Origin of the sequence: Streptomyces sp. NPDC006655, from assembly GCF_040703965.1 — a bacterium.
Classification (GTDB): domain Bacteria; phylum Actinomycetota; class Actinomycetes; order Streptomycetales; family Streptomycetaceae; genus Streptomyces.
This window is the reverse complement of sequence record NZ_JBEYJU010000051.1, coordinates 1-21,435: the sequence shown is the minus strand read 5'-3', so window position 1 is coordinate 21,435 and position 21,435 is coordinate 1. Positions and strand designations below refer to the sequence as shown.

Annotated in this window: 18 protein-coding genes; 13 read left to right on the top strand and 5 right to left on the bottom strand. The window is 73.6% G+C overall.

Annotated features, from left to right (window positions below; translation table 11 throughout):
* Nucleotides 1–119 precede the first annotated feature (119 nt).
* Nucleotides 120–536, top strand: a complete 417-nt coding sequence (locus AB0958_RS26875; protein ID WP_366893029.1) for a cobalamin B12-binding domain-containing protein — start codon at nt 120–122, stop codon at nt 534–536.
* A 90-nt stretch (nt 537–626) separates the two neighbouring features.
* On the opposite strand, the gene AB0958_RS26870 is transcribed toward AB0958_RS26875, so the two are convergent.
* Both AB0958_RS26870 and AB0958_RS26865 read right to left on the bottom strand, forming a co-directional pair.
* Entirely contained in the window at nt 627–2,243 is a 1,617-nt protein-coding gene (locus AB0958_RS26870; RefSeq protein WP_366893028.1) for a DUF5691 domain-containing protein, read from the bottom strand.
* 50 nt (nt 2,244–2,293) lie between these two features.
* Nucleotides 2,294–3,649: an SWIM zinc finger family protein gene (locus AB0958_RS26865; RefSeq protein ID WP_366893027.1), complete on the bottom strand. Its 1,356-nt coding sequence runs from the start codon at nt 3,647–3,649 to the stop codon at nt 2,294–2,296.
* Between the two features lie 132 nt (nt 3,650–3,781).
* Between AB0958_RS26865 and AB0958_RS26860 the strand changes: the two genes are divergently transcribed.
* The 7 genes from AB0958_RS26860 to sucD all read left to right on the top strand — a co-directional run bounded on the left by AB0958_RS26860 (nt 3,782) and on the right by sucD (nt 12,970).
* Nucleotides 3,782–4,900: an AAA family ATPase gene (locus AB0958_RS26860; protein WP_366893026.1), complete on the top strand. Its 1,119-nt coding sequence runs from the start codon at nt 3,782–3,784 to the stop codon at nt 4,898–4,900.
* Nucleotides 4,897–7,359, top strand: coding sequence for a DUF5682 family protein (locus AB0958_RS26855; protein ID WP_366893024.1), 2,463 nt, complete (start codon nt 4,897–4,899; stop codon nt 7,357–7,359). The genes AB0958_RS26860 and AB0958_RS26855 overlap by 4 nt, the downstream gene beginning before the upstream one ends.
* The gene (locus AB0958_RS26850; RefSeq protein WP_366893023.1) at nt 7,356–8,558 is read left to right on the top strand and encodes a VWA domain-containing protein; all 1,203 of its coding nucleotides are present in this window, start codon (nt 7,356–7,358) and stop codon (nt 8,556–8,558) included. Before AB0958_RS26855 ends, AB0958_RS26850 begins: the two co-directional genes overlap by 4 nt.
* Nucleotides 8,559–8,794: 236 nt before the next feature.
* The gene (locus AB0958_RS26845) at nt 8,795–9,646 is read left to right on the top strand and encodes a hypothetical protein (RefSeq protein ID WP_366893022.1); all 852 of its coding nucleotides are present in this window, start codon (nt 8,795–8,797) and stop codon (nt 9,644–9,646) included.
* A gap of 224 nt (nt 9,647–9,870) precedes the next feature.
* Nucleotides 9,871–10,461: a hypothetical protein gene (locus tag AB0958_RS26840; RefSeq protein WP_366893021.1), complete on the top strand. Its 591-nt coding sequence runs from the start codon at nt 9,871–9,873 to the stop codon at nt 10,459–10,461.
* A gap of 415 nt (nt 10,462–10,876) precedes the next feature.
* Nucleotides 10,877–12,058 carry an ADP-forming succinate--CoA ligase subunit beta gene (gene sucC / locus AB0958_RS26835; protein ID WP_046733149.1) on the top strand — a complete coding sequence of 394 codons (1,182 nt, stop codon included), beginning with the start codon at nt 10,877–10,879 and terminating at the stop codon, nt 12,056–12,058.
* 27 nt (nt 12,059–12,085) lie between these two features.
* Entirely contained in the window at nt 12,086–12,970 is an 885-nt protein-coding gene (sucD, locus tag AB0958_RS26830) for a succinate--CoA ligase subunit alpha (protein WP_046733150.1), read from the top strand.
* Nucleotides 12,971–13,215: 245 nt separating this feature from the next.
* Here sucD and AB0958_RS26825 read toward each other — a convergent pair whose 3' ends face one another.
* Nucleotides 13,216–14,061, bottom strand: a complete 846-nt coding sequence (locus tag AB0958_RS26825) for a sigma factor-like helix-turn-helix DNA-binding protein (protein WP_366893020.1) — start codon at nt 14,059–14,061, stop codon at nt 13,216–13,218.
* A gap of 101 nt (nt 14,062–14,162) precedes the next feature.
* On the opposite strand from AB0958_RS26825, the gene AB0958_RS26820 reads away from it, so the two are divergent.
* Nucleotides 14,163–15,770 (top strand): DUF6350 family protein, encoded by a 1,608-nt coding sequence (locus AB0958_RS26820; protein WP_366893019.1) that lies wholly within the window; start codon nt 14,163–14,165, stop codon nt 15,768–15,770.
* Between the two features lie 12 nt (nt 15,771–15,782).
* Here AB0958_RS26820 and AB0958_RS26815 read toward each other — a convergent pair whose 3' ends face one another.
* Nucleotides 15,783–16,550, bottom strand: a complete 768-nt coding sequence (locus AB0958_RS26815; RefSeq protein WP_366893018.1) for a hypothetical protein — start codon at nt 16,548–16,550, stop codon at nt 15,783–15,785.
* Nucleotides 16,551–16,910: 360 nt separating this feature from the next.
* On the opposite strand from AB0958_RS26815, the gene purN reads away from it, so the two are divergent.
* Both purN and purH read left to right on the top strand, forming a co-directional pair.
* The gene (gene purN / locus AB0958_RS26810) at nt 16,911–17,540 is read left to right on the top strand and encodes a phosphoribosylglycinamide formyltransferase (RefSeq protein ID WP_366893017.1); all 630 of its coding nucleotides are present in this window, start codon (nt 16,911–16,913) and stop codon (nt 17,538–17,540) included.
* Nucleotides 17,537–19,120 (top strand): bifunctional phosphoribosylaminoimidazolecarboxamide formyltransferase/IMP cyclohydrolase, encoded by a 1,584-nt coding sequence (purH, locus tag AB0958_RS26805; protein WP_366893016.1) that lies wholly within the window; start codon nt 17,537–17,539, stop codon nt 19,118–19,120. Before purN ends, purH begins: the two co-directional genes overlap by 4 nt.
* A gap of 80 nt (nt 19,121–19,200) precedes the next feature.
* Here purH and AB0958_RS26800 read toward each other — a convergent pair whose 3' ends face one another.
* The gene (locus AB0958_RS26800; protein ID WP_366893015.1) at nt 19,201–19,800 is read right to left on the bottom strand and encodes an RDD family protein; all 600 of its coding nucleotides are present in this window, start codon (nt 19,798–19,800) and stop codon (nt 19,201–19,203) included.
* Nucleotides 19,801–20,030: 230 nt separating this feature from the next.
* Here AB0958_RS26800 and AB0958_RS26795 point away from each other — a divergent pair, with 230 nt between their 5' ends.
* Together AB0958_RS26795 and AB0958_RS26790 are read left to right on the top strand one after the other, a co-directional pair.
* A complete protein-coding gene (locus AB0958_RS26795; protein WP_366893014.1) occupies nt 20,031–20,885 on the top strand; it encodes a bifunctional methylenetetrahydrofolate dehydrogenase/methenyltetrahydrofolate cyclohydrolase in 855 nt (284 codons plus the stop codon).
* Entirely contained in the window at nt 20,875–21,345 is a 471-nt protein-coding gene (locus tag AB0958_RS26790) for a DUF3017 domain-containing protein (protein WP_366893013.1), read from the top strand. Before AB0958_RS26795 ends, AB0958_RS26790 begins: the two co-directional genes overlap by 11 nt.
* Nucleotides 21,346–21,435: the final 90 nt, after the last annotated feature.

The window sequence follows — 21,435 nt, the reverse complement described above, 5'->3', positions numbered from 1 at the left end:
CGCTGCGGCTCCCTGACGTGTCCCACTGTGTGTGATTTCCCCCTCGGTAACCTCCGCGAAACTGCCGGTTGCGGGATGCTGGAGATAACGTTCGTTCACTTCTGGTCATGGAGGCAGTGATGGGTGTGGCAGCCGGTCCGATCCGCGTGGTGGTGGCCAAACCGGGGCTCGACGGTCATGACCGCGGCGCGAAGGTGATCGCGCGGGCGCTGCGCGACGCCGGTATGGAGGTCATCTACACCGGGCTCCACCAGACGCCCGAGCAGATCGTCGACACGGCCATCCAGGAGGACGCCGACGCCATCGGTCTCTCCATCCTCTCCGGCGCCCACAACACCCTGTTCGCCGCGGTCCTCGACCTGCTCCGGCAGCGCGAAGCCGAGGACATCCTGGTGTTCGGCGGCGGGATCATCCCCGAGGACGACATCGCCCCCCTCAAGGAGAAGGGTGTCGCCGCGATCTTCACACCGGGCGCGACCACGACGTCCATCGTGGAGTGGGTCCGGGGCAACGTCCGGCAGCCGACGGAGGCCTAATTCCGGGTTCGCGGTGCGCCAGCTTTCAGAGCTGGGGTGTGTGGTCGAGTGCGGCGCCGTCGTGGCTCGTCGCGCAGTTCCCCGCGCCCCTCAGGGGGCGCTGGTTCTTGCGTTCGTCGATGAGGTGCCGTCCAGTTCCGCCAGCATCGTCGCGCGCAGTCTCAGTGTCGTCACCAGACGCTGGAACGCCTCCGCCCAGTACCCGCCGGCCCCCGGCGCCGCGTCCTCCCGTTCGTCCGGTATCGCCAGCAGCGCGTCGAGACGGCCGGCTTCCGCGGGGTCCAGGCAGCGTTCGGCCAGCCCCATCACCCCGCTGAAGCTCCACGGGTAACTGCCCGCGTCCCGCGCGATGTCGAGCGCGTCCACCACGGCCTGCCCGAGCGGCGCGGACCACGGCAGGGCACACATGCCGAGCAACTGGAACGCCTCCGACAGACCATGGGCGGCGATGAAGCCGGCCACCCAGTCGGCCCGCTCCGCCGCCGTCAGCGTGCCCAACAGCTTGGCCCGCTCGGCCAGGGACACCGCCCCCGGGCCGCCCGCCTCCGGCGCGGCCGGCGCCCCGAGCAGGGCGCGCGCCCACGCGCCGTCCCGCTGCCGCACCGCGGCCCGGCACCACGCCGCGTGCAACTCGGCCTGCCAGCCGTCCGCCACCGGCAGCGCCACGATCTCCTGGGGCGTACGCCCACCGAGCCGCGCCGCCCAGGTGGCGAGCGGGGCCGCCTCCACCAACTGACCCAGCCACCAGGACCGTTCCCCACGCCCGGTCGGTGCTCTGGCCACCACCCCGTCGCGCTCCATCCCCGGATCGCACTCCGGCGGCGCCTCCACCGCGAGCACCGGCCCGTCTCCGGTGTGATCGACCGCCACGCACGCCGCGGCCCTCACCGCCATCCGCCCGGCAAGCGCCGAGCCGGGCAGCGCGGACAGCAACTCCGCAGCCGTCGTCCGCACGTTACGGCTCCGGTCCGACAGCGCGTGCTCCAGGAACGGCTCGTCCCCGGCGGCCAGTCCCGTGCGCAGCGAGTCGAGGAACATCAGCCGGTCCTCGGCCCGCTCCGTCGCCCAGGTCCCGGCCAGCAGCTCGCGCGCTCCCTCGGGATCACGGGCGCGCAGCGCCGAAAGCAGCGCGACCCGCTCGGCGAACAACCCCTCCTGCCACAACCGCCGTACCGCGGCGGCGTCCTCGGGATCGGGCAGAGCCGCGCCACCGCCCGGCGCCGCGCGCAGGGCGAACCGCCACTCCTGGTTGAGCCGGGCCAGCCACAGGGCCCGCGGCCCGGCGAAGGCCAGCACGGCCGGTCGCAGGTCGGTACGGCCCCGGGCCGCGTCCAGCAGCGCGGGCAGGGTCTCCGGAGGTGCCGCGAACCCGCGCGCGTCGGCCGCCGCCAGCCACTGCGGCAGCAGCTCCATCAGGTCGGGCGAGGTGCCCCGGCGTCCGCCGGTCCCGGTGCCGGGACGGTCGGAGAGCAGCATCGTCAGTCTGCGTGCCGCGGCGGCCGGGAGCGCGGGGCGCGGGTCCTCGGGGGCCGGCTCGAGGCGCTGCGCGGGCGGCGCCGGACGTAGCCCGGCCCGTCGTCGTACGGTCGCGACGGCGGCCTCGTCCAGCAGGGCCGCCGGGGCCTCCCGGCCGGACCCGCCGGTGACGGCCGGCCGCCGGTCCGTGCCCAGCAGGGCCGTGGTGACGAGATCTTCCCAAGCGGTCACGGGGTCTCCCTTCTGCGAGTCGGGCCGGTCGTCGCCGCAACGCGGTCGGGTCAGCACAGCGGCACCGCCTCGCCTGCTCCCTGCGGCCAGGCCGTCAGGGGTGTGAAGCCCCGGTGGCCGCACTCGCCGAAGACGGTGACCGGGGCGCCGCCCGAGAGCGCGACCAGGCGCCACAGACCGGGGCGGGAACGGGCGGCGGAGGTGAGCGGCAGCGCCGACTCCTGGTCGGCGTCCGCCAGTTGCCAGGAGTCTCCGTCCGGGACGGTGACGACCCGGTCCAGCGTCACCGGCACCGACTCCAGCCAGGGGTCCTCGCGCAGCGCCTCGCCGTACCGGGCCGCCGCCTGTGCCGTGGTCACGCCCGGCGGCCGTATCGGCAGGTGTGCGGGCGCGGCGAACCGCTCGCCCAGTGCGGCCCGGTGCTGCGCCGCCCCCGAATAAGCGGCCAGCTCCGCCTCCAGGGCGAGGCCGACCGGCAGCGTCAGTTCGGGAGCACGGCCCGCCGCGCCGTAGGAGAGGAGCAGCGCCGTGCGGCCCGAGTCCGCGCCGTGCAGCCAGATCCGGCGGGTCGTCAGCTTGGCGTCCACCGTGTCGTACTGGGCGAGGACCAGCCAGCGGTCACGCACCGGCGGGCCGTCCGCGGCCGTGGGCAGGCCGACCCGGGAGCGGACCGTGGCCGCGAGTTCGTCCGGCAGCCGCTCGCGGCGCAGCCAGCCCTGGTCGAGGAGGTGCAGCAGCGCGCACTCCTCCAGCAACCGCACGGGCCAGCCGGGGCCGGAGGCCGGTATCGAGCCCAACTCGCGCACCCTGGCGGCCAGTCCGGGGGCCTGGGCGTCGACCATGCGGGCCGCCGTCTCCTCCCACAGTCCGTACCCCGCCTGCTCGGCCGCGGCCAGGCCGCCGCGCAGCAGGTCGGACAGGCGCTGCTCCAGCTCCGTCGCACCCGCCGTGACCCGCTCGGCCCGCTTCTCCGCCCGCCGCCGGGCCGCCTCGGGGTCAGCGGCGGCCGCGGAACTCCCGCCGCCCGCCGGGCGTTTGTCCTCTGCACGCTGTCGTCTGCCGGTGAGCCACTGCTCGGCCCAGTCCGGCGGCCGCTCGACCGTGGGCACCGTGTCGTCCCCGCCCGCCCACAGCAGGAGCAGTCCGAGGGCGTGCTTGCAGGGGAACTTCCGACTCGGACAACTGCACTTGTACGCGGCCCCCGCCGGGTCCGCCAGATCGACGATCGTCTGGTACGGCTTGCTGCCGCTGCCCTTGCACAGTCCCCATACCGTCCCCTCCTCGCTGCTCCCCGCCCCGGACCACGGCCCCGCCGCCCCGAGCTTGCTTCCCGCCTTGCGTGACGCGGTGTCAGGCGCCAGGGCCAGCACCTGGTCCGCACTCCAGCGCACCCCCTGCTGAGTCATGCCATCGAAGGTAGATCCCGCCACTGACAATCGCCCCGACGAGAGTGTCTGTGCAGGTCAGAGCGATTGTCAGTGGTGTGGTGCACGGTGGACACCAGATCCGAACCGGCCGAGCTGGAGGGGGCCTCAGCCATGACTGTGTCCGTGGAACCGACCGATCCGACGACCGTCGGGAGTGCGCTGCGACCGCACGCCGAGCACGCCTTCGCCGCCGAACTCGCGGCGCTGGCCGGGCAGGACGACCGGCCGCGCCCGGCCCGCTGGAAGCTGTCGCCGTGGGCGGTGGCCACCTATCTCCTCGGCGGCACGCTGCCGGACGGCACGGTGATCACGCCGAAGTACGTCGGCCCGCGCCGCATCGTCGAGGTCGCCGTGACCACCCTCGCCACCGACCGAGCCCTGCTTCTGCTCGGCGTGCCCGGCACCGCCAAGACCTGGGTGTCCGAGCACCTGGCCGCCGCCGTCAGCGGCGACTCGACCCTGCTCGTGCAGGGCACGGCCGGCACCCCCGAGGAGGCGATCCGCTACGGCTGGAACTACGCGCGCCTGCTGGCCCACGGCCCGAGCCGGGACGCCCTGGTGCCCAGCCCGGTCATGCGGGCCATGGCGGAGGGCATGACGGCGAGAGTGGAGGAGCTGACCCGGATCCCGGCCGACGTCCAGGACACGCTGATCACGATCCTGTCCGAGAAGACCCTGCCCATCCCGGAGCTGGGCGAGGAGGTGCAGGCGGTCCGCGGCTTCAACCTCATCGCCACCGCCAACGACCGCGACCGGGGTGTCAACGACCTCTCCAGCGCCCTGCGCCGCCGCTTCAACACGGTGGTGCTGCCGCTGCCGGACAGCCCGGAGGCCGAGGTCGACATCGTCGCGCGCCGCGTCGACCAGATCGGCCGCTCCCTCGAACTGCCGACCGCGCCGGACGGCATCGAGGAGATCCGCCGCGTCGTCACCGTCTTCCGCGAGCTGCGCGACGGCATCACCACCGACGGCCGCACCAAGCTGAAGTCGCCCAGCGGCACGCTGTCCACCGCCGAGGCGATCTCCGTCGTCACCAACGGCCTCGCGCTCGCCGCCCACTTCGGGGACGGTGTGCTGCGGGCGGGTGACGTCGCGGCCGGCATCCTCGGCGCGGTCGTCCGCGACCCGGCGGCCGACCGGCTCGTCTGGCAGGAGTACCTGGAGACGGTCGTCCGCGAGCGCGACGGCTGGAAGGACTTCTACCGCGCCTGCCGGGAGGTGAGCGCGTGAGCGACACCGCGCGGCGGCCCGGTCCGCTGCTCCTGGGGGTGCGGCACCACGGGCCCGGCTCCGCGCGGGCGGTGCGGGCCGCGCTGGCGGCCGCCCGGCCCAAGGCGGTGCTGATCGAGGGGCCGCCCGAGGCGGACGCGCTGATCCCGCTGGCCGCCGACCCGCGGATGCGGCCACCGGTCGCGCTCCTCGCGCACGCCGTGGACGAGCCCGGCCGCTCGGCGTTCTGGCCGTTCGCCGACTTCAGCCCCGAGTGGGTGGCCGTCCGCTGGGCCCTGGAGCACGAGGTCCCGGCCCGTTTCATCGACCTGCCGGCCACGCACACGCTGGCGCTGCGGAAGGCTGCGGAGGAGGCGGCCGCGTTCCCCGGCGCCGAGAGCGAGGAACCGGCCGGCGACGAGCCCGGTCCCGGGGAGCGCGGCGCCGGACCGCGGGTGCGCGTCGACCCCCTCGGGGCCCTCGCCGAGGCCGCCGGTCACGACGACCCCGAGCGCTGGTGGGAGGACGTCGTCGAGCACCGGGGCAGGGCCGGGGAACGGGACGTGTTCGCGCCGTTCGCCGCGGTGGAGGAGGCGATGACGGCGCTGCGGGAGAGGTACGGGGACGAGGGGCGGGACCGCGACCCCGTGCGGGAGGCTCACATGCGGATCCGACTGCGCGCGGCACAGCGTGAGTTCGGTGACGAGGTCGCCGTGGTGTGCGGGGCCTGGCACGTGCCGGCGCTGCGAGCGAGGAGCTCCGTCGCCGCTGACCGGGAGCTGCTCAGGGGGCTGCCCAGGCTCCGGACGGACATGACCTGGGTGCCGTGGACCAACCGCCGGCTGGCCCGGGCGAGCGGATACGGCGCGGGCATCGACTCGCCGGGCTGGTACGGGCACCTGTTCCGCGCCCCGGACCGGCCCGTCGAGCGCTGGCTCACCACGGTGGCCGGACTGCTGCGTGAGGAGGACCGGATCGTCTCCACGGCCCATGTCATCGAGGCCGTGCGGCTGGCCGAGACGCTGGCGGTGATGCGCGGGCGACCGCTGCCCGGCCTGGGCGAGACGACCGACGCGGTGCGGGCGGTGCTGTGCGAGGGCTCGGACGTCCCGCTGGCGCTGGTGCACGACCGGCTGGTGGTCGGGGACGCGCTGGGGGAGGTGCCGGAGGCGGCGCCCGCGGTGCCGTTGCAGCGGGACCTGGCCCGGGAGCAGCGCCGGCTGAGGCTCAAGCCGGAGGCCCTGGAGCGGGAAGTCGATCTCGACCTGCGCAAGGAGACCGACGCCGGGCGCAGTCGGCTGCTGCACCGGCTGCGGCTGCTCGGCGTCGGATGGGGGGAGCAGGTGCGGTCCCGGGGGAGTAGGGGCACGTTCCGGGAGACCTGGCGGCTGTGCTGGGAGCCGGAGCTGTCGGTGCGGGTGGCCGAGGCCGGCGTGTGGGGGACGACCGTGCACGGCGCGGCGACGGCCAGGGCCGAGGCCGACGCGGTGGGCGCGACCGCGCTCGCCGAGGTCACCGCGCTCGCCGAGCACTGCCTGCTGGCCGGGCTGCCGGAGGCGCTGCCGGTCGTGATGCGGACGCTCGCCGACCGGGCAGCCCTGGACACGGACGTCGGCCGACTGGCTCAGGCCCTGCCCGCCCTGGTCCGCTCGCTGCGCTACGGCGACGTCCGGGGCACCGACGTCGGAGCCCTCGCCGAGGTCGCCGAGGGACTCGCGGAACGGGTCTTCGTCGGGCTCCCACCGGCCTGCGCCGCCCTCGACGCCGACGCGGCCGAGGAGATGCGGGGGCACGTGGACGCGGTCCACACGGCGGTGGGGCTGCTCGGCGAGACGGGCTTGGGGGCGGGGGCGGGGGCGGGGATGGGGAAGGGGAAGGGGACGGCGACCGGGGCGCCGGCTGCGACTGCGGCGGGGGCCGATTCCGGGCCCCGTGGCCTTCGTCGGCGTTGGCGGGCCGTGCTGCGGACCTTGTGCGGGCGGGACAGTGTGCCCGGGGTACTGCGCGGCCGGGCGGTGCGGCTGCTGCTGGACGAGGGGGAGCTGGGGCCGGCGGAGGCGGCCCGGCTGATGGGGCTGGTGCTCTCGCCCGGGACGCCTCCTTCGGACGCGGCCGCCTGGATCGAGGGGTTCGTCGGGGGCGGCGGCGGGGGCGGGATGCTGCTCGTGCACGACGAGCGGCTGCTCGGTCTGGTCGACGCCTGGCTGACAGGCGTGCCGGCGGAGGCGTTCACGGACGTACTGCCGCTGCTGCGGCGGACGTTCTCGGTGTACGAGCCGGGGGTGCGCAGGACCATCGGCGAACTGGTGCGCCGGGGACCGGGGGACCGGCTGCGGGGGCCTGGGCGGACCGGCGGGACGCCGGGGTTCGGTGCCGACACGGACGCCGGTCGGGCCGACGCCGTACTGCCGGTGCTGCGACTGCTGCTCGGCCTCGACGACACGACTTCGGACGACGACCTTGTGGGGGCGGGCAGATGACCACCGACGCGACGAACACCGGCACCGCGCCGGGCATCGGACCGGGTGGCGACGACGCCGCGCGGGAGCGGTTGCGGCGGTGGCGGCTGGTGCTCGGGGGCGAGGCCGCGGACGGTACCGGCTGTGCGCTGGCGGGGCGGGACGCGGCGATGGACGGGACGCTGGCCGCGCTGTACGGGAAGGGGGACAGACCGCAGTCGGGGCGGGAGCGGTCGGCGGGACTGGGGGCGTCGGCGCCGTCGGTGGCGCGCTGGCTCGGCGACATCCGGACGTACTTCCCGTCCTCCGTCGTCCAGGTCATGCAGCGCGACGCCATCGACCGGCTGGGGCTGGCTTCGCTGCTCCTGGAGCCGGAGATGCTGGAGGCGGTGGAGGCCGACGTCCACCTGGTCGGCACGCTGCTCTCGCTCAACAAGGCGATGCCGGAGACCACGAAGGAAACGGCACGGGCGGTCGTGCGCAAGGTCGTCCAGGACCTGGAGAAGCGACTCGCCACCCGCACCCGGGCCACCCTCACCGGCGCCCTCGACCGCAGCGCCCGGATCAACCGGCCCCGCCACCACGACATCGACTGGAACCGCACGATCTCGGCCAACCTCAAGCACTACCTCCCGGAGTATCGGACGGTGGTGCCGGAGCGGCTCGTCGGATACGGGCGGGCGTCGCAGTCGCTGAAGAAGGAAGTCGTGCTCTGCATCGACCAGTCCGGATCGATGGCCGCGTCGGTGGTGTACGCGTCGGTGTTCGGAGCGGTGCTGGCGTCCATGCGGTCGATCGACACCCGACTCGTCGTCTTCGACACCGCGGTGGTCGACCTCACCGACCAGCTGGACGACCCGGTGGACGTGCTGTTCGGCACCCAACTCGGCGGCGGCACCGACATCAACCGGGCGCTGGCCTACTGCCAGTCGGGGATCACCCGGCCCGCGGAGACCGTCGTCGTGCTCATCAGCGACCTCTACGAGGGCGGCATACGCGACGAGATGCTCAAGCGGGTGGCGGCGATGAGGGCGTCGGGGGTGCAGTTCGTGGCGCTGCTCGCACTGTCCGACGAGGGGGCGCCGGCGTACGACCGCGAGCACGCGGCGGCACTCGCGGCGCTGGGGGCACCGGCGTTCGCGTGCACGCCCGACCTCTTTCCCGAGGTGATGGCGGCGGCGATCGAGAAGCGGCCCCTACCGGTTCCGGACACCGCGTGAGGCCGGATCCCGCGGGGGACTTGTCGACTCGGTGACAGCGGTCTCCCGGCATCAAACGGGACATGAGTACCCATCGGTAACGGGGGGCTTGCGCGATCGCGGGAGTCCCGTGCAAGGATCGACGTCTCCACCGGTCTTTCACCGGTCTTCACGCCATGCGTGACCTCTGCTCCGTTCCGCCGCACGGGAGGGTCCTCCCCGCCTTGACCTCGCCAGCAGTTCTGTCCGGTGCCGCCGTGCGTGTGCTGCGCACGGTGACGGGACGGCGTGCGCTGCACCTGGCGCTGCTGGTGGGCGGGCTGCTCGCGCTGGGCTTCCTCTGCGGGGGGCGGGCGCAGGCGGCCGAGGGGACACCGTCGTCGACGCCGGTCGTGACGCAGGAGGCGCCGCCGCACGAGCTGCTGACGCCGCACCGGGCGACCCCGCCGCGGAAACCCGTCACCGGGAGCGTGCCGGTGGTGCCCGTGGCGGTGGTGCCGGTGGTGGACGGCGTGGGCGACGTCGTGCGGACGGTGACCGGTTCGGTCGCCTCGACCTTGACCCAGACGCTCGGTGACACCCTGCAGCAGGTCTCGGAGCTGCCGACGCGGCTGCCGACGCTCCCTGTCACGCTGCCCGCCACGCCGGTGGTCCAGGTGCCGGAGCCGCCCGTCGTCTCCGGGTCACCGGGGTCGTCGCTCCCGGCACCGGTCACCTCGGTGCCTCGCCCCGTCGAGCCGCGGCAGCCGGTCACGCACGCCGCCGGGCACGAGAAGTCCCGGCCGTCGGCGGTGGCGGCGGTGGCCGGTGCGGTGTCGTACGGGCCGCGGTACGGCGTCGTGCCCGCCGCCGCGGAGCAGGTGACGCACCACGCCGGTCATCGTGCCGCCCGGGCCGGCGGGGCTCCCGAACGTCCCGCGCCCACCGGGGATCCGGACGGCGTGCTGGGCAAGTCGGCGGTGGACGGCACCGCCTTCCGGCACGGTGACATGTACGCCGTGACCTTCGTCGACCGGGCGCCGCTGCGGCTCGTGCCCGGTGCCGTCGCGCGCGTCGACGCGGCCGGGACCCCGGACCGGTACCGGGACATCCCCGTCTTCCCCGGCTAGGACCGGCGACCCCCTCACCCCGCACAGACCTGGCGCGCGGGGGCGGAACAGGTCTGCCCGTCCGTCCGGACCCCGAGGACTCCCGAGGGCCCCCTCTCTCTCGGCCCCCTCGGACTCTTCCGGACGGCCTTGTCCCCAGCCGCGCTTCCGGACGCACCGGAAGCCCTCCCGGCTCCGGCGCACGCCTGCCGAGCGCATCGGAGCCCTGAAGGACTGACGCACGTATGAACAAGAACATCGACCGTCCCGTGGTGACAGCCGCCGACGTCTTCGGCGTGAGGAGCACCGTGCAGGCCGCCCCCCGGTCCGCCCTGCGCGCCACCGGGACCGCGGCCACCGGCACCGACCCGGCCCGGCACGCCCTCGCCGCCAGGATCAGGGGCGCCGAGGCCATCAACGGAGCCCGAGCCGCCCGCGCGGCGAAGGCCGCGGCCGCGACCCAGGCACCCACACACCCGCACCCCACGCCCACCGCTACCCCCGCATCCACCCCCGCCGCTACCCCCGCATCCACCCCCGCCCCGCCGCACCCCTCGGCTCCGGCCCCGGCGCGCCCCGTCTCTGCCCCGGCCCCGGCGCAGCCCGCCGCCCCCGTCGTCGCTGCCGCGCAGCCCTTCGCCCCCGAGGACGAGCAGGCGTCGGGCGGTGTCCGGCCGGTGGGCGGGCAGGTGGCCACGTACGCCGAGGATCTGGCCGGGCCGGTGCTGGGCGGCGGCGACGCGCAGCCGGTCGTGGCGGCCACCGGGCCGCTCGCGTTCCCGGCCGTCCCGGAGTGCGTCCACGGGCCGCAGCAGGCCCGGACCCACTCCCTCTGATCTCCGTGGGGCGCCCGGCCCGGACGGCCGAACGCCGTCGGTCCGTCCGGGCCGGGGCGCCCCTCGGGACGGGCCGGCCGGTCCCTTTGGGCAGGGACCGGCCGCCCACCCCCTGAGGAGGGGGCTGAGGCCTCACCGGGCCAACCCCAACCCGGTGAGGCCTCGCACATCACCGAAGCGGCACGCCGTGCCAGGAAAACCTGGGATACCCGGCATCATGTGACAGGTATCACCGCTCAGGTGTGACCCTCGATTTAGGGACCCCCTGCAAGCGGCGATAACCTGCGAGACGGACATGCCGCGCGCTCGGACACCGTGTGCGCTTCCCCTGTGACCCATGCGGACGTCACGTTGCCCTTCGCGGCACGCCCACGCATCCAACGAACCGCGAGATCACTGATAGGGACGGAAGCGCGTGGACCTGTTCGAGTACCAGGCGAGGGACCTCTTCGCCAAGCACGATGTACCGGTGCTGGCCGGTGAAGTCATCGACACGCCTGAGGCGGCGCGCGAGATCACCGAGCGGCTGGGCGGCAAGTCCGTCGTCAAGGCGCAGGTGAAGGTCGGTGGTCGCGGCAAGGCCGGTGGCGTCAAGCTGGCCGCTTCCGCGGACGAGGCCGTCGCCCGTGCGACGGACATCCTCGGCATGGACATCAAGGGCCACACGGTCCACAAGGTGATGATCGCCGAGACGGCCCCGGAGATCCTCGAGGAGTACTACGTCTCCTTCCTCCTCGACCGTGCCAACCGCACCTTCCTCTCCATCGCCTCCGTCGAGGGCGGCATGGAGATCGAGGAGGTGGCGGCCACCCGCCCCGAGGCCGTCGCCAAGACGCCGATCGACGCGATCGACGGTGTGGACCTGGCCAAGGCCAAGGAGATCGTCGCCGCGGCGAAGTTCCCCGCCGAGGTCGCCGACAAGGTCGCCGACGTCCTGGTCAGGCTGTGGGACACCTTCATCAAGGAGGACGCCCTCCTCGTCGAGGTCAACCCGCTCGCGAAGGTCGCCTCCGGTGACGTCATCGCCCTCGACGGCAAGGTGTCGCTGGACGACAACGCCGAGTTCCGCCACGCGGACTGGGAGGAGCTCCACGACAAGGCCGCGGCCAACCCGCTGGAGGCCGCCGCCAAGGAGAAGAACCTCAACTACGTCAAGCTCGACGGCGAGGTCGGCATCATCGGCAACGGCGCGGGTCTCGTCATGAGCACCCTGGACGTCGTCGCGTACGCCGGTGAGAACCACGGTGGCGTCAAGCCCGCCAACTTCCTCGACATCGGCGGTGGCGCGTCCGCCCAGGTCATGGCGAACGGCCTGGAGATCATCCTGGGCGACCCCGACGTCAAGTCGGTCTTCGTCAACGTCTTCGGCGGCATCACCGCGTGTGACGAGGTCGCCAACGGCATCGTGCAGGCCCTGAAGCTTCTGGAGGACCGCGGCGAGGACGTCTCCAAGCCGCTCGTCGTCCGCCTCGACGGCAACAACGCCGAGCTGGGCCGCAAGATCCTCACCGACGCCAACCACCCGCTGGTGCAGCGCGTCGACACCATGGACGGCGCGGCCGACAAGGCCGCCGAGCTGGCCCACGCCGCCAAGTAAGCACTCAGGACGAGGACACAACACACCATGGCTATCTGGCTCAACAAGGACAGCAAGGTCATCGTCCAGGGCATGACCGGCGCCACTGGCATGAAGCACACCAAGCTCATGCTCGGTGACGGCACCAACGTCGTGGGCGGCGTCAACCCGCGCAAGGCCGGTCAGAAGGTCGACTTCGACGGCACCGAGGTACCGGTCTTCGGCACCGTCAAGGAGGCCATCGAGGCCACCGGCGCCAACGTCTCCGTCATCTTCGTGCCGGAGAAGTTCACCAAGGACGCGGTCGTCGAGGCCATCGACGCCGAGATCCCGCTGGCCGTCGTGATCACCGAGGGCATCGCGGTGCACGACTCGGCGTCGTTCTGGGCGTACGCCGGCAAGAAGGGCAACAAGACCCGGATCATCGGCCCGAACTGCCCCGGCATCATCACCGTCGGCCAGTCCAACGTCGGCATCATCCCGGGCGACATCACGAAGCCGGGCCGTATCGGCCTGGTCTCGAAGTCCGGCACGCTGACGTACCAGATGATGTACGAGCTGCGCGACATCGGCTTCTCGACCGCCGTCGGCATCGGTGGCGACCCGATCATCGGCACCACGCACATCGACGCGCTCGCCGCGTTCGAGGCCGACCCCGACACCGACCTGATCGTCATGATCGGTGAGATCGGCGGCGACGCCGAGGAGCGGGCCGCGGACTTCATCGCGAAGAACGTGACCAAGCCGGTCGTCGGTTACGTCGCGGGCTTCACCGCCCCCGAGGGCAAGACCATGGGCCACGCCGGTGCCATCGTCTCCGGTTCGTCGGGCACCGCCCAGGCGAAGAAGGAGGCCCTGGAGGCCGCGGGCGTCAAGGTCGGCAAGACCCCGACGGAGACGGCGAAGCTGGCGCGCGAGATCCTGGCCGGCTGAACAACTCCGTGACTGTACGCCGGTAGGCCCGTTCCCCGGGGTGGGGGCGGGCCTACCGGCGTTTGCGCCGGCCACGCCGGGTGGGCGCCGCCCGCGCCCACCCGTGCCGCCCCAGCGGCACGACTGCCCGCGGCTGGGAAGCCGACGCGACTGCAGCGCCCCGTCAGGGGCGCTGGGGGCACCCCCGGCCGGAGGCTGGGGGAGGAACTGCGCGAGCAACCCCCACCGGCCCGCGGCCGAACGCACTACCTCGCCACCGGCACCACCCTCTCCGGTCCGTTCGCCGCGGAGTTCCGCAGCTTCGCCTCCAGTCGACGCTCCCCCTCCGACAGCGGCCCCAGCCCCACCTCCGGCGGCACCCCGCTGATCGCCTGGGCCGGGCCGATCGGTGCCTCGTAGTGCGTCGGCGCCGTCCGCAGCGTCAACGTCGTCGCCGCGACGATCGTCGCCGTGAAGGCGAGCGCGGAGCGGGTCCAGAAGCGGGTCCGGCGTTCGGCGCAGGTCCGCACGGTGGGCGGCTGGGCCGCCCGCAACCGCTCGGTCGAGGCCAGTTCGGCGAGCCGGCGGTGCAGCGCGGCGGGGTCGGAGAGCTCCGGCACCCGGTCGGCGACCAGCCGCCGCGCGCGCGTCAGCCGGCCGGCCGCTGCCGGTGTGCTCGCCTCCGTCTCCGCCGCCGTCTCCGGCAGGTCGAGGCCGATGCCGTCGTACAGCAGCAGCGTCCGGCGGTACGTCGGCGGCAGCTTCAGCAGCGCGTCCAGCAGGGCGCGGTCGGCCGCGTCGGCCGGCGGGGGCTCCGGGTGGCGGTGGCGCAGCCGGAAGCGGTGCCAGGGGGAGAGCGCGCACTCGTGGGCCACGGCCCGCACCCAGCCGGCCGGGTCGCGGTCACGGGCCACCTCCGGCCAGTTCTGCCATGCCACTTGGAAGGCCCGTTCGACCGCCTCCTGCGCCAGTTCCCGGCGTCCGGTGAGCAGGTAGGTCTGCCGTACCAGGGCTGGGGCGCAGAAGGCGTAGAGCGCGTCGAAGGCCTGAGCGGGCGTCAGGGCCGGTGAGGAGACGGCCTCGTCGGTGGGGGCAGGACTCCGCGTCACCATGCTTATCTTCCTATCTATCTACGAAAAAACACATAAACGTATATTGAGCGACACTACGGTGGTTCGCCTGTTACGCCGGAAAAGCGCGTGTCGTTGGGAGCATGGCGAGCGTGATTCGGATGACCGCCCGCCGACCGTCGTTGTCCCTGTGGCTCAGCCCGGTCCGCGACCGGGTGCGCGACCGTTCCCCCGGCTTCGCCGCGAGCCTGGCGGCCGGTGCGCTCGCGGCCGGGCTCGGGCTCGGCGCGTTCGCGGTCCTGGCGATCGCGCTCTGGGTCAGCTCGCCGTATCCCGACAGCGGTCCGGGCGGCGCCCTGCACGTCGCGGCGGCCCTGTGGCTGCTCGCCCACGGCGTCGACCTGGTCCGCACCGGCACCCTCTCCGGCGTGCCGGCCCCGGTCGGCATCACACCGTTGCTGCTGGTGGCGGTGCCGGTGCTGCTCGTGTACCGGGGGGCGCGGGACGCCGTGGACGCGGCGGACCCGGCGGACGGCGACGCCGCCGACGCGCCGCCGCCGGTCCCCGCCCCCACCGCGTGGGCCGGGGTCGTCACCGGCTACCTCGGCGTCGGGGGGTGCGCCGCGCTGTACGCGTCCGGCGGGGAACTGCGGCCCGCGTGGGGCTGGGTGACGGCGTGTCTGCCACTGCTCGTCGCGGGTGCGGCGGGCGGCGGAGTGTGGACGGCGTACGGCCGTCCGCGCGGGCCGCTGCTGGCCCTGGCCGCGCTGCTGCCGGGCCCGGTACGACGGCGGCTGCGCGGGCGGGACACCAGGGTGCGGTGGGGTACGGCGGTGCGCGCGTCCCTCGCCGGGACGGCCGTGTTCTTCGGCGGCGGGACCCTGCTGCTCGCGGTGTCGCTGGTGGGGCACGGGGATGCGGCGCGGACGTCGTTCCTGCAGCTGACGGAGGGGTGGACGGGCCGCTTCGCGGTGCTGTTGCTCTGCGTCTGCCTCGTCCCCAACGCGGCGGTGTGGTCGGCGTCGTACGCCGTCGGTCCCGGCTTCGCGCTCGGCGCCGGGCACCTGGTGAACCCGCTGGCGTCGCATCCGGCGCCGCTTCTGCCGCCCTTCCCGCTGCTGGCGGCGGTGCCGGACGCCGGGCCGGGCACGCCGGCCGACTGGCCGGCCGTGGCGGTGCCGGTGGCGGCCGGGGTGACGGTGACGTGGTTCGTGGTGGGCAGGGCGGTCCGGCGCGGGTGGACGGGTGGGCGCACGGCCGGGGTGGTGACGCTGGCGGCGCTGCTGTGCGGACTGTCGCAGGCGGCGCTCGCCGAACTGGCCGGCGGTCCGCTGGGCGTCGCGGCGCTCGCCCGCTTCGGCCCCCTGTGGTGGCAGACGGGCGCGGCGACCGGGGCCTGGCTCCTCGCGGTGGGCCTCCCCACGGCGCCGGTACTGAGGGCATGGCGCGTCCGGACCTCGCGCCCCCCGAAGCCGGACCCCGCCGGGCCGACGGCGACAGGAACAGCGACCGCGCCCACGGCGCCGACCTCGACCCCGAGACCGGCACCGATCCCGCCGTCGGACCCGGAAGACGCCTACGACTTCCTTCCCGCCGACCCTGCCGACGACCCCCTCCCCCTGCCCACGCCCCTCCCCACCACCGAAGCGCCCCTCCCCACCACCGAAGCGCCCCTCCCCACCACCGAAGCGCCCCGCACGCCCACCGAAGCGCCCCGCACGTCCGCCGAACCACCCGACCCGTCCGCCTGAGCGGCAGCGGGGTCAGCTGTTCGCGCTGCCCAGGAAGGGGCGGAGGTTCTCGGGGAGCAGGTGGTCGCAGGACTGTCTGGCCTCGTTGGTCAGGGCGTCCGACACGCAGGTGTAGTAGTCGCGGTAGACCATCTGGACCGTGAAGTTCGCCGCCACCAGGGCGAGCGCCAGGGACGCCGTGACCAGGCCGCTGATCGCCGCCGTCGTCTGGGGGCGGCCGGCGGTGGTCCCGTCGTCGCCGCGCGGCTTCGCGCGCAGCGCGCTGACGCCCCAGTAGACCGCGGGCGCCCCCAGCAGCAGCGCCACGTACGGCCAGCCGAAGAGCACGAAGAAGAAGGCCCACATGCCGCACAGCAGCGCGTAGCGGGCGCGCCGCTGGACCGGGTCCGTGGGGTCCCAGCGCATACCGGGCCCGCCGGGGCCGCCGTCCTGACCGCCCCCGCCGGGCCCGCCGCCCTCGGGGCGGCGCTCGCCGAAGCCGCCGGACTGCCGTCCGGGCTGGCGGTCGCTCCACTGGCTGCCCCAGGGCGATCCCGGTCCCTGACCGCCCTCACCGTCACCGTCACCGTCACCGGCGGGGCGGCGCGGCCGCCACGGCGAGTCCGGTGTGCCCTCGGGGGGCGGTGCGAACGGGTTGTCGTCCTGCTGATCGCCCTTCGGCCGGTCCGAGGGCGCGTCCGGCGGCGAGGCCGGCCGCTCCCGCAACAGCACGGCGGAACGCGTCCCGTCCTGTACCGACTGCGGGGGGAGCATGCGAAGTCCCAGGCTGCGGTCCGGCATCAACTGAGCGTCTTCCCCTAGATCGACTACGACTGGTGAGTACAGCTGGTGAGTACGGCTGGTGAGCGCGACGGACGAACACGGCTGCTCGGTACGGCTGAGCAGTACGGCGGAGGAACGCCGGTCACCTGATGAACGCGTCGTGCCCCGGACGCGTTCCCGCCGCAGCACCCCCGCAGACGCTACCTTCCGGCCACGCCCCCGTCCCGTGGGGGCCGCCCGGTGTGCCGGTATCGTTGCTGACGGTCGGCTGCTTCGTAGACTTCCCCGTATCCCGGGGCGCGAAGCACTCGTACGAATGTACAAACTCGCTGCGAGACCGGCCGCCGTACCGACGCTCCCCCGAGAAAGGGCCCCACCGTGGCCGCCAAGCCCGTGGCCAAGCGCCTCGTCGTGCTGGTCTCCGGATCCGGCACCAACCTCCAGGCGCTGCTCGACGCGATCGCCGAGACCGGCGTCGAGGCCTACGGCGCCCAGGTCGTCGCCGTGGGCGCCGACCGCGACGGCATCGAGGGACTGGCGCGTGCCGAGCGCGCCGGCATCCCGACCTTCGTGACCAGGGTGAAGGACTTCGCGACCCGGGACGAGTGGGACCGCGCGCTGGCCGAGGCCGTCGCCGTCCACGAGCCCGACCTCGTCGTCTCCGCCGGGTTCATGAAGATCGTCGGCAAGGAGTTCCTGGCGCGGTTCGGGGGGCGGACCGTCAACACCCACCCCGCCCTGCTGCCCAGCTTCCCGGGGGCGCACGGCGTACGCGACGCGCTCGCGTACGGCGCCAAGGTCACCGGCTGCACCGTCCACTTCGTCGACGACGGCGTCGACACCGGGCCGATCATCGCTCAGGGCGTGGTGGAGGTCCGGGACGAGGACGACGAGAGCGCTCTGCACGAGCGCATCAAGGACGTCGAGCGAAGGCTGCTCGTCGAGGTCGTGGGGCGGATCGCCCGCAACGGCCACCGCATTGAGGGACGAAAGGTAGTTATCCAGTGACCGCCGAGAGCACTGTCACGGCCGAGAGCGGCAAGCGGGCCATCCGTCGCGCGCTCGTCAGCGTCTATGACAAGACCGGACTCGAAGAGCTCGCCCGTGGACTGCACGAGGCCGGTGTCGCGCTCGTCTCCACCGGCTCCACCGCCTCCCGTATCGCCGCCGCCGGCGTCCCCGTCACCAAGGTCGAGGAGCTCACCGGCTTCCCGGAGTGCCTGGACGGCCGGGTCAAGACCCTGCACCCGAGGGTGCACGCCGGCATCCTCGCCGACCTGCGTCTGGACAGCCACCGCAAGCAGCTCGAGGATCTCGGCGTCGAGCCGTTCGACCTCGTCGTCGTCAACCTCTACCCGTTCCGCGAGACCGTCGCCTCCGGCGCCACCCCGGACGAGTGCGTCGAGCAGATCGACATCGGCGGTCCCTCGATGGTCCGCGCCGCCGCCAAGAACCACCCCTCGGTGGCCGTCGTCACCAGCCCGCAGCGGTACGCCGACGTCCTCGCCGCCGTCGCCGAGGGCGGCTTCGACCTCGCCACCCGCAAGCGGCTCGCCGCCGAGGCGTTCCAGCACACCGCGTCGTACGACGTGGCGGTCGCCTCCTGGTTCGCCTCGGAGTACGCGCCGGTCGACGAGTCGCGGTTCCCGGACTTCCTGGGCGCCACCTGGGAGCGCGAGAACACCCTGCGCTACGGCGAGAACCCGCACCAGCCCGCCGCGCTCTACGTCGACCCGAGCGGCGGCGGCCTCGCCAGGGCCGAGCAGCTGCACGGCAAGGAGATGTCGTACAACAACTACACGGACACGGACGCCGCGCGCCGTGCCGCGTACGACCACGACGAGCCGTGCGTCGCGATCATCAAGCACGCCAACCCCTGTGGCATCGCGATCGGTTCGGACGTCGCCGAGGCGCACCGCAAGGCGCACGCCTGCGACCCGCTGTCCGCGTTCGGCGGGGTCATCGCCGTCAACCGGCCGGTGAGCCGGGAGATGGCCGAGCAGGTCGCCGAGATCTTCACCGAGGTCATCGTCGCGCCCGACTACGAGGACGGCGCCCTCGAAGCCCTCGCCAAGAAGAAGAACATCCGGGTCCTGAAGGCACCGGGCGCCCCGGCGAACCCCGTCGAGGTCAAGCCCGTCGACGGCGGTGTGCTGCTCCAGGTCACCGACCGCCTCCAGGCCGACGGCGACGACCCGGCCGGCTGGACCCTCGCGACCGGCGAGGCGCTCAGCCCCGAGGAGCTGGCCGAGCTCGCCTTCGCGTGGAAGGCATGCCGGGCCGTGAAGTCCAACGCCATCCTGCTCGCCAAGGACGGCGCCTCGGTGGGCGTCGGCATGGGCCAGGTCAACCGCGTCGACTCCGCGAAGCTGGCGGTCGAGCGGGCCGGTGAGGAGCGGGCGCGCGGCTCCTACGCGGCCTCCGACGCCTTCTTCCCGTTCCCCGACGGCCTGGAGATCCTCACCGCGGCCGGCGTCAAGGCCGTGGTGCAGCCCGGCGGTTCGGTCCGCGACGAACTGGTCGTCGAAGCCGCGGAGAAGGCGGGCGTCACCATGTACTTCACGGGGACGCGGCACTTCTTCCACTGAGCCGCGGTCGCCCGGCCACACAAACACGAGGGCCGTGTCTCCCCTGCGGAAGACACGGCCCTCGACGTGCGGACGGCCGCTCAGTTGCTGCGGATCACGATCGTGCCGCAGACCTTGTCGGCGAACGTCTGGCGCTTGGAGTCCCACGCCGGCCACAGCCAGCCCAGATAGCAGGCGAGGCTGTCCAGGACGTGCGCGATGCGGCGCACGAAGGCCATGCCGACGCCGATCGGCTGCCCGGTGGCCTCCTTGAGCAGACGGATGCCCAGCGCCTTCTTGCCGATCGTCTGGCCGGTGCGGCCCTCCTGGATCAGCTGCCAGATCGCGAGACCCAGGAACGCGAGACCGCCGATGACGCCCAGCACCGCCGCCTTGCTGCTGAAGAGCACCAGGATGTACGGCACCAGGAAGACCAGACCGTCGACCAGGGTGCCCAGGAAGCGCTGGCCCCAGTTCGCGTACGGCGGCGTCGCGCCGTAACCCTGCTGCGGGTAGCCGTAGCCGCCCTGCTGCGGGTAGCCGGGCTGCTGCTGGGGGTAGCCGTAGCCCTGCTGCGGCGGCACGCCCTGCGGGGCCTGCTGGTAGCCGGGCTGACCCTGCTGGGGGTAGCCGTAGCCGGGCTGACCCTGCTGCGGGTTCTGCGGCTGACCGTAGGGGTTGTTGGGCGAGCCGAAACTCATGGCGGTCTTCCTCCGTTGGACCTGCGGGGACGACGCGGACAGGGACGGAGGTACGTCACGAACTGAGCGGTTTGCCCCCCAACCGGACCGCGATACTGCGCCGCTCATCGTCAAGTACCGCGGAGTGGTTGTCCAGTCCGATTAGCGATGTGTTGTGCAAGTGCAACATCATCGATCATGACCGCACACCCGACTGGAACCGGGAGACCGGCATCCGCGAGGATGGACCCATGACCGCCCAGATTCTCGATGGCAAGGCCACCGCAGCCGCGATCAAGTCCGATCTGACCGCCCGCGTGGCGGCCCTGAAGGAGAAGGGCGTCACGCCCGGCCTCGGCACGATCCTGGTCGGGGACGACCCCGGCAGCCAGAAGTACGTCGCCGGCAAGCACCGCGACTGCGCGCAGGTCGGCCTCGCCTCCATCCAGCGTGAACTCCCGGCCACCGCGACCCAGGAGGAGATCGAGGCGGTCGTCCGCGAACTCAACGACGACCCCGCCTGCACCGGCTACATCGTCCAGCTGCCGCTGCCCAAGGGCATCGACGAGAACCGCATCCTGGAGCTGATGGACCCGGACAAGGACGCGGACGGCCTGCACCCGATGAACCTCGGCCGGCTGGTGCTCGGCGAGCCCGCCCCGCTGCCCTGCACCCCGAACGGCGTGCTCACCCTGCTGCGCCGCCACGGCGTCGAGATCAAGGGTGCCGAGGTCGTGGTCGTGGGCCGCGGCGTGACCATCGGGCGCCCGATGCCGCTGCTGCTCACCCGGCGCAGCGAGAACGCGACGGTCACGCAGTGCCACACCGGTACGCGCGACCTCTCTTCGCACCTCAGGCGCGCGGACATCATCGTCGCCGCGGCCGGCTCCCCGCACCTGATCCGTCCCGAGGACGTCAAGCCGGGCGCCGCCGTCCTCGACGTCGGTGTCTCCCGCGCCGCGGACGGCAAGATCGTCGGCGACGTCCACCCCGGAGTCGCCGAGGTCGCCGGATGGCTCTCCCCGAACCCCGGCGGCGTCGGGCCGATGACCCGGGCGCAGCTGCTGGTCAACGTGGTCGAGGCGGCGGAGCGCAGTGTCGGCTGAGCAGGCGCACGACGACGAGCTGACCGTCCGCGACGCGATCAGCGCCCCGGACGCGCAGGGGCGGCCCCGGCGGACCACGCGCCGCTTCCCGCTGTTCACCCGGGACACGGCGCGCCCCGAAGGGGGCGGCCGGGCCGCGTCGGGGGATCTGCCGGCGCCGGCCCGGCAGTGGCCGATCCTGATCGTGCTGGCGACCGTCGCGGTCGGATTGCTGCTGACCTCGCTGGACCAGTTCCGGGTGGGGGCGCTGCTGATCGGGGCGGCGCTGCTGGCCGGGGGCGTGCTGCGGTGGGTGCTGCCGAGCGTCGGGATGCTGGCCGTCCGGTCGCGGTTCACCGACATCGCCACGTACGGGGTGCTGGGGCTGGTGATCGTGCTGCTGGCGTTGATGGCGCAGCCGAAGCCGTGGCTGGTGATCCCCTATCTGAAGGACACCCTGCACTTCACGATGAAGAGCTAGGGCCCTTCTGATGGATCTCCGTGGAAGAAGGAGCGGCGTTCGGTGCGTGCGATCGGCGTGCGGGGTGGCGGGTCATGTGGCGGAGCCACC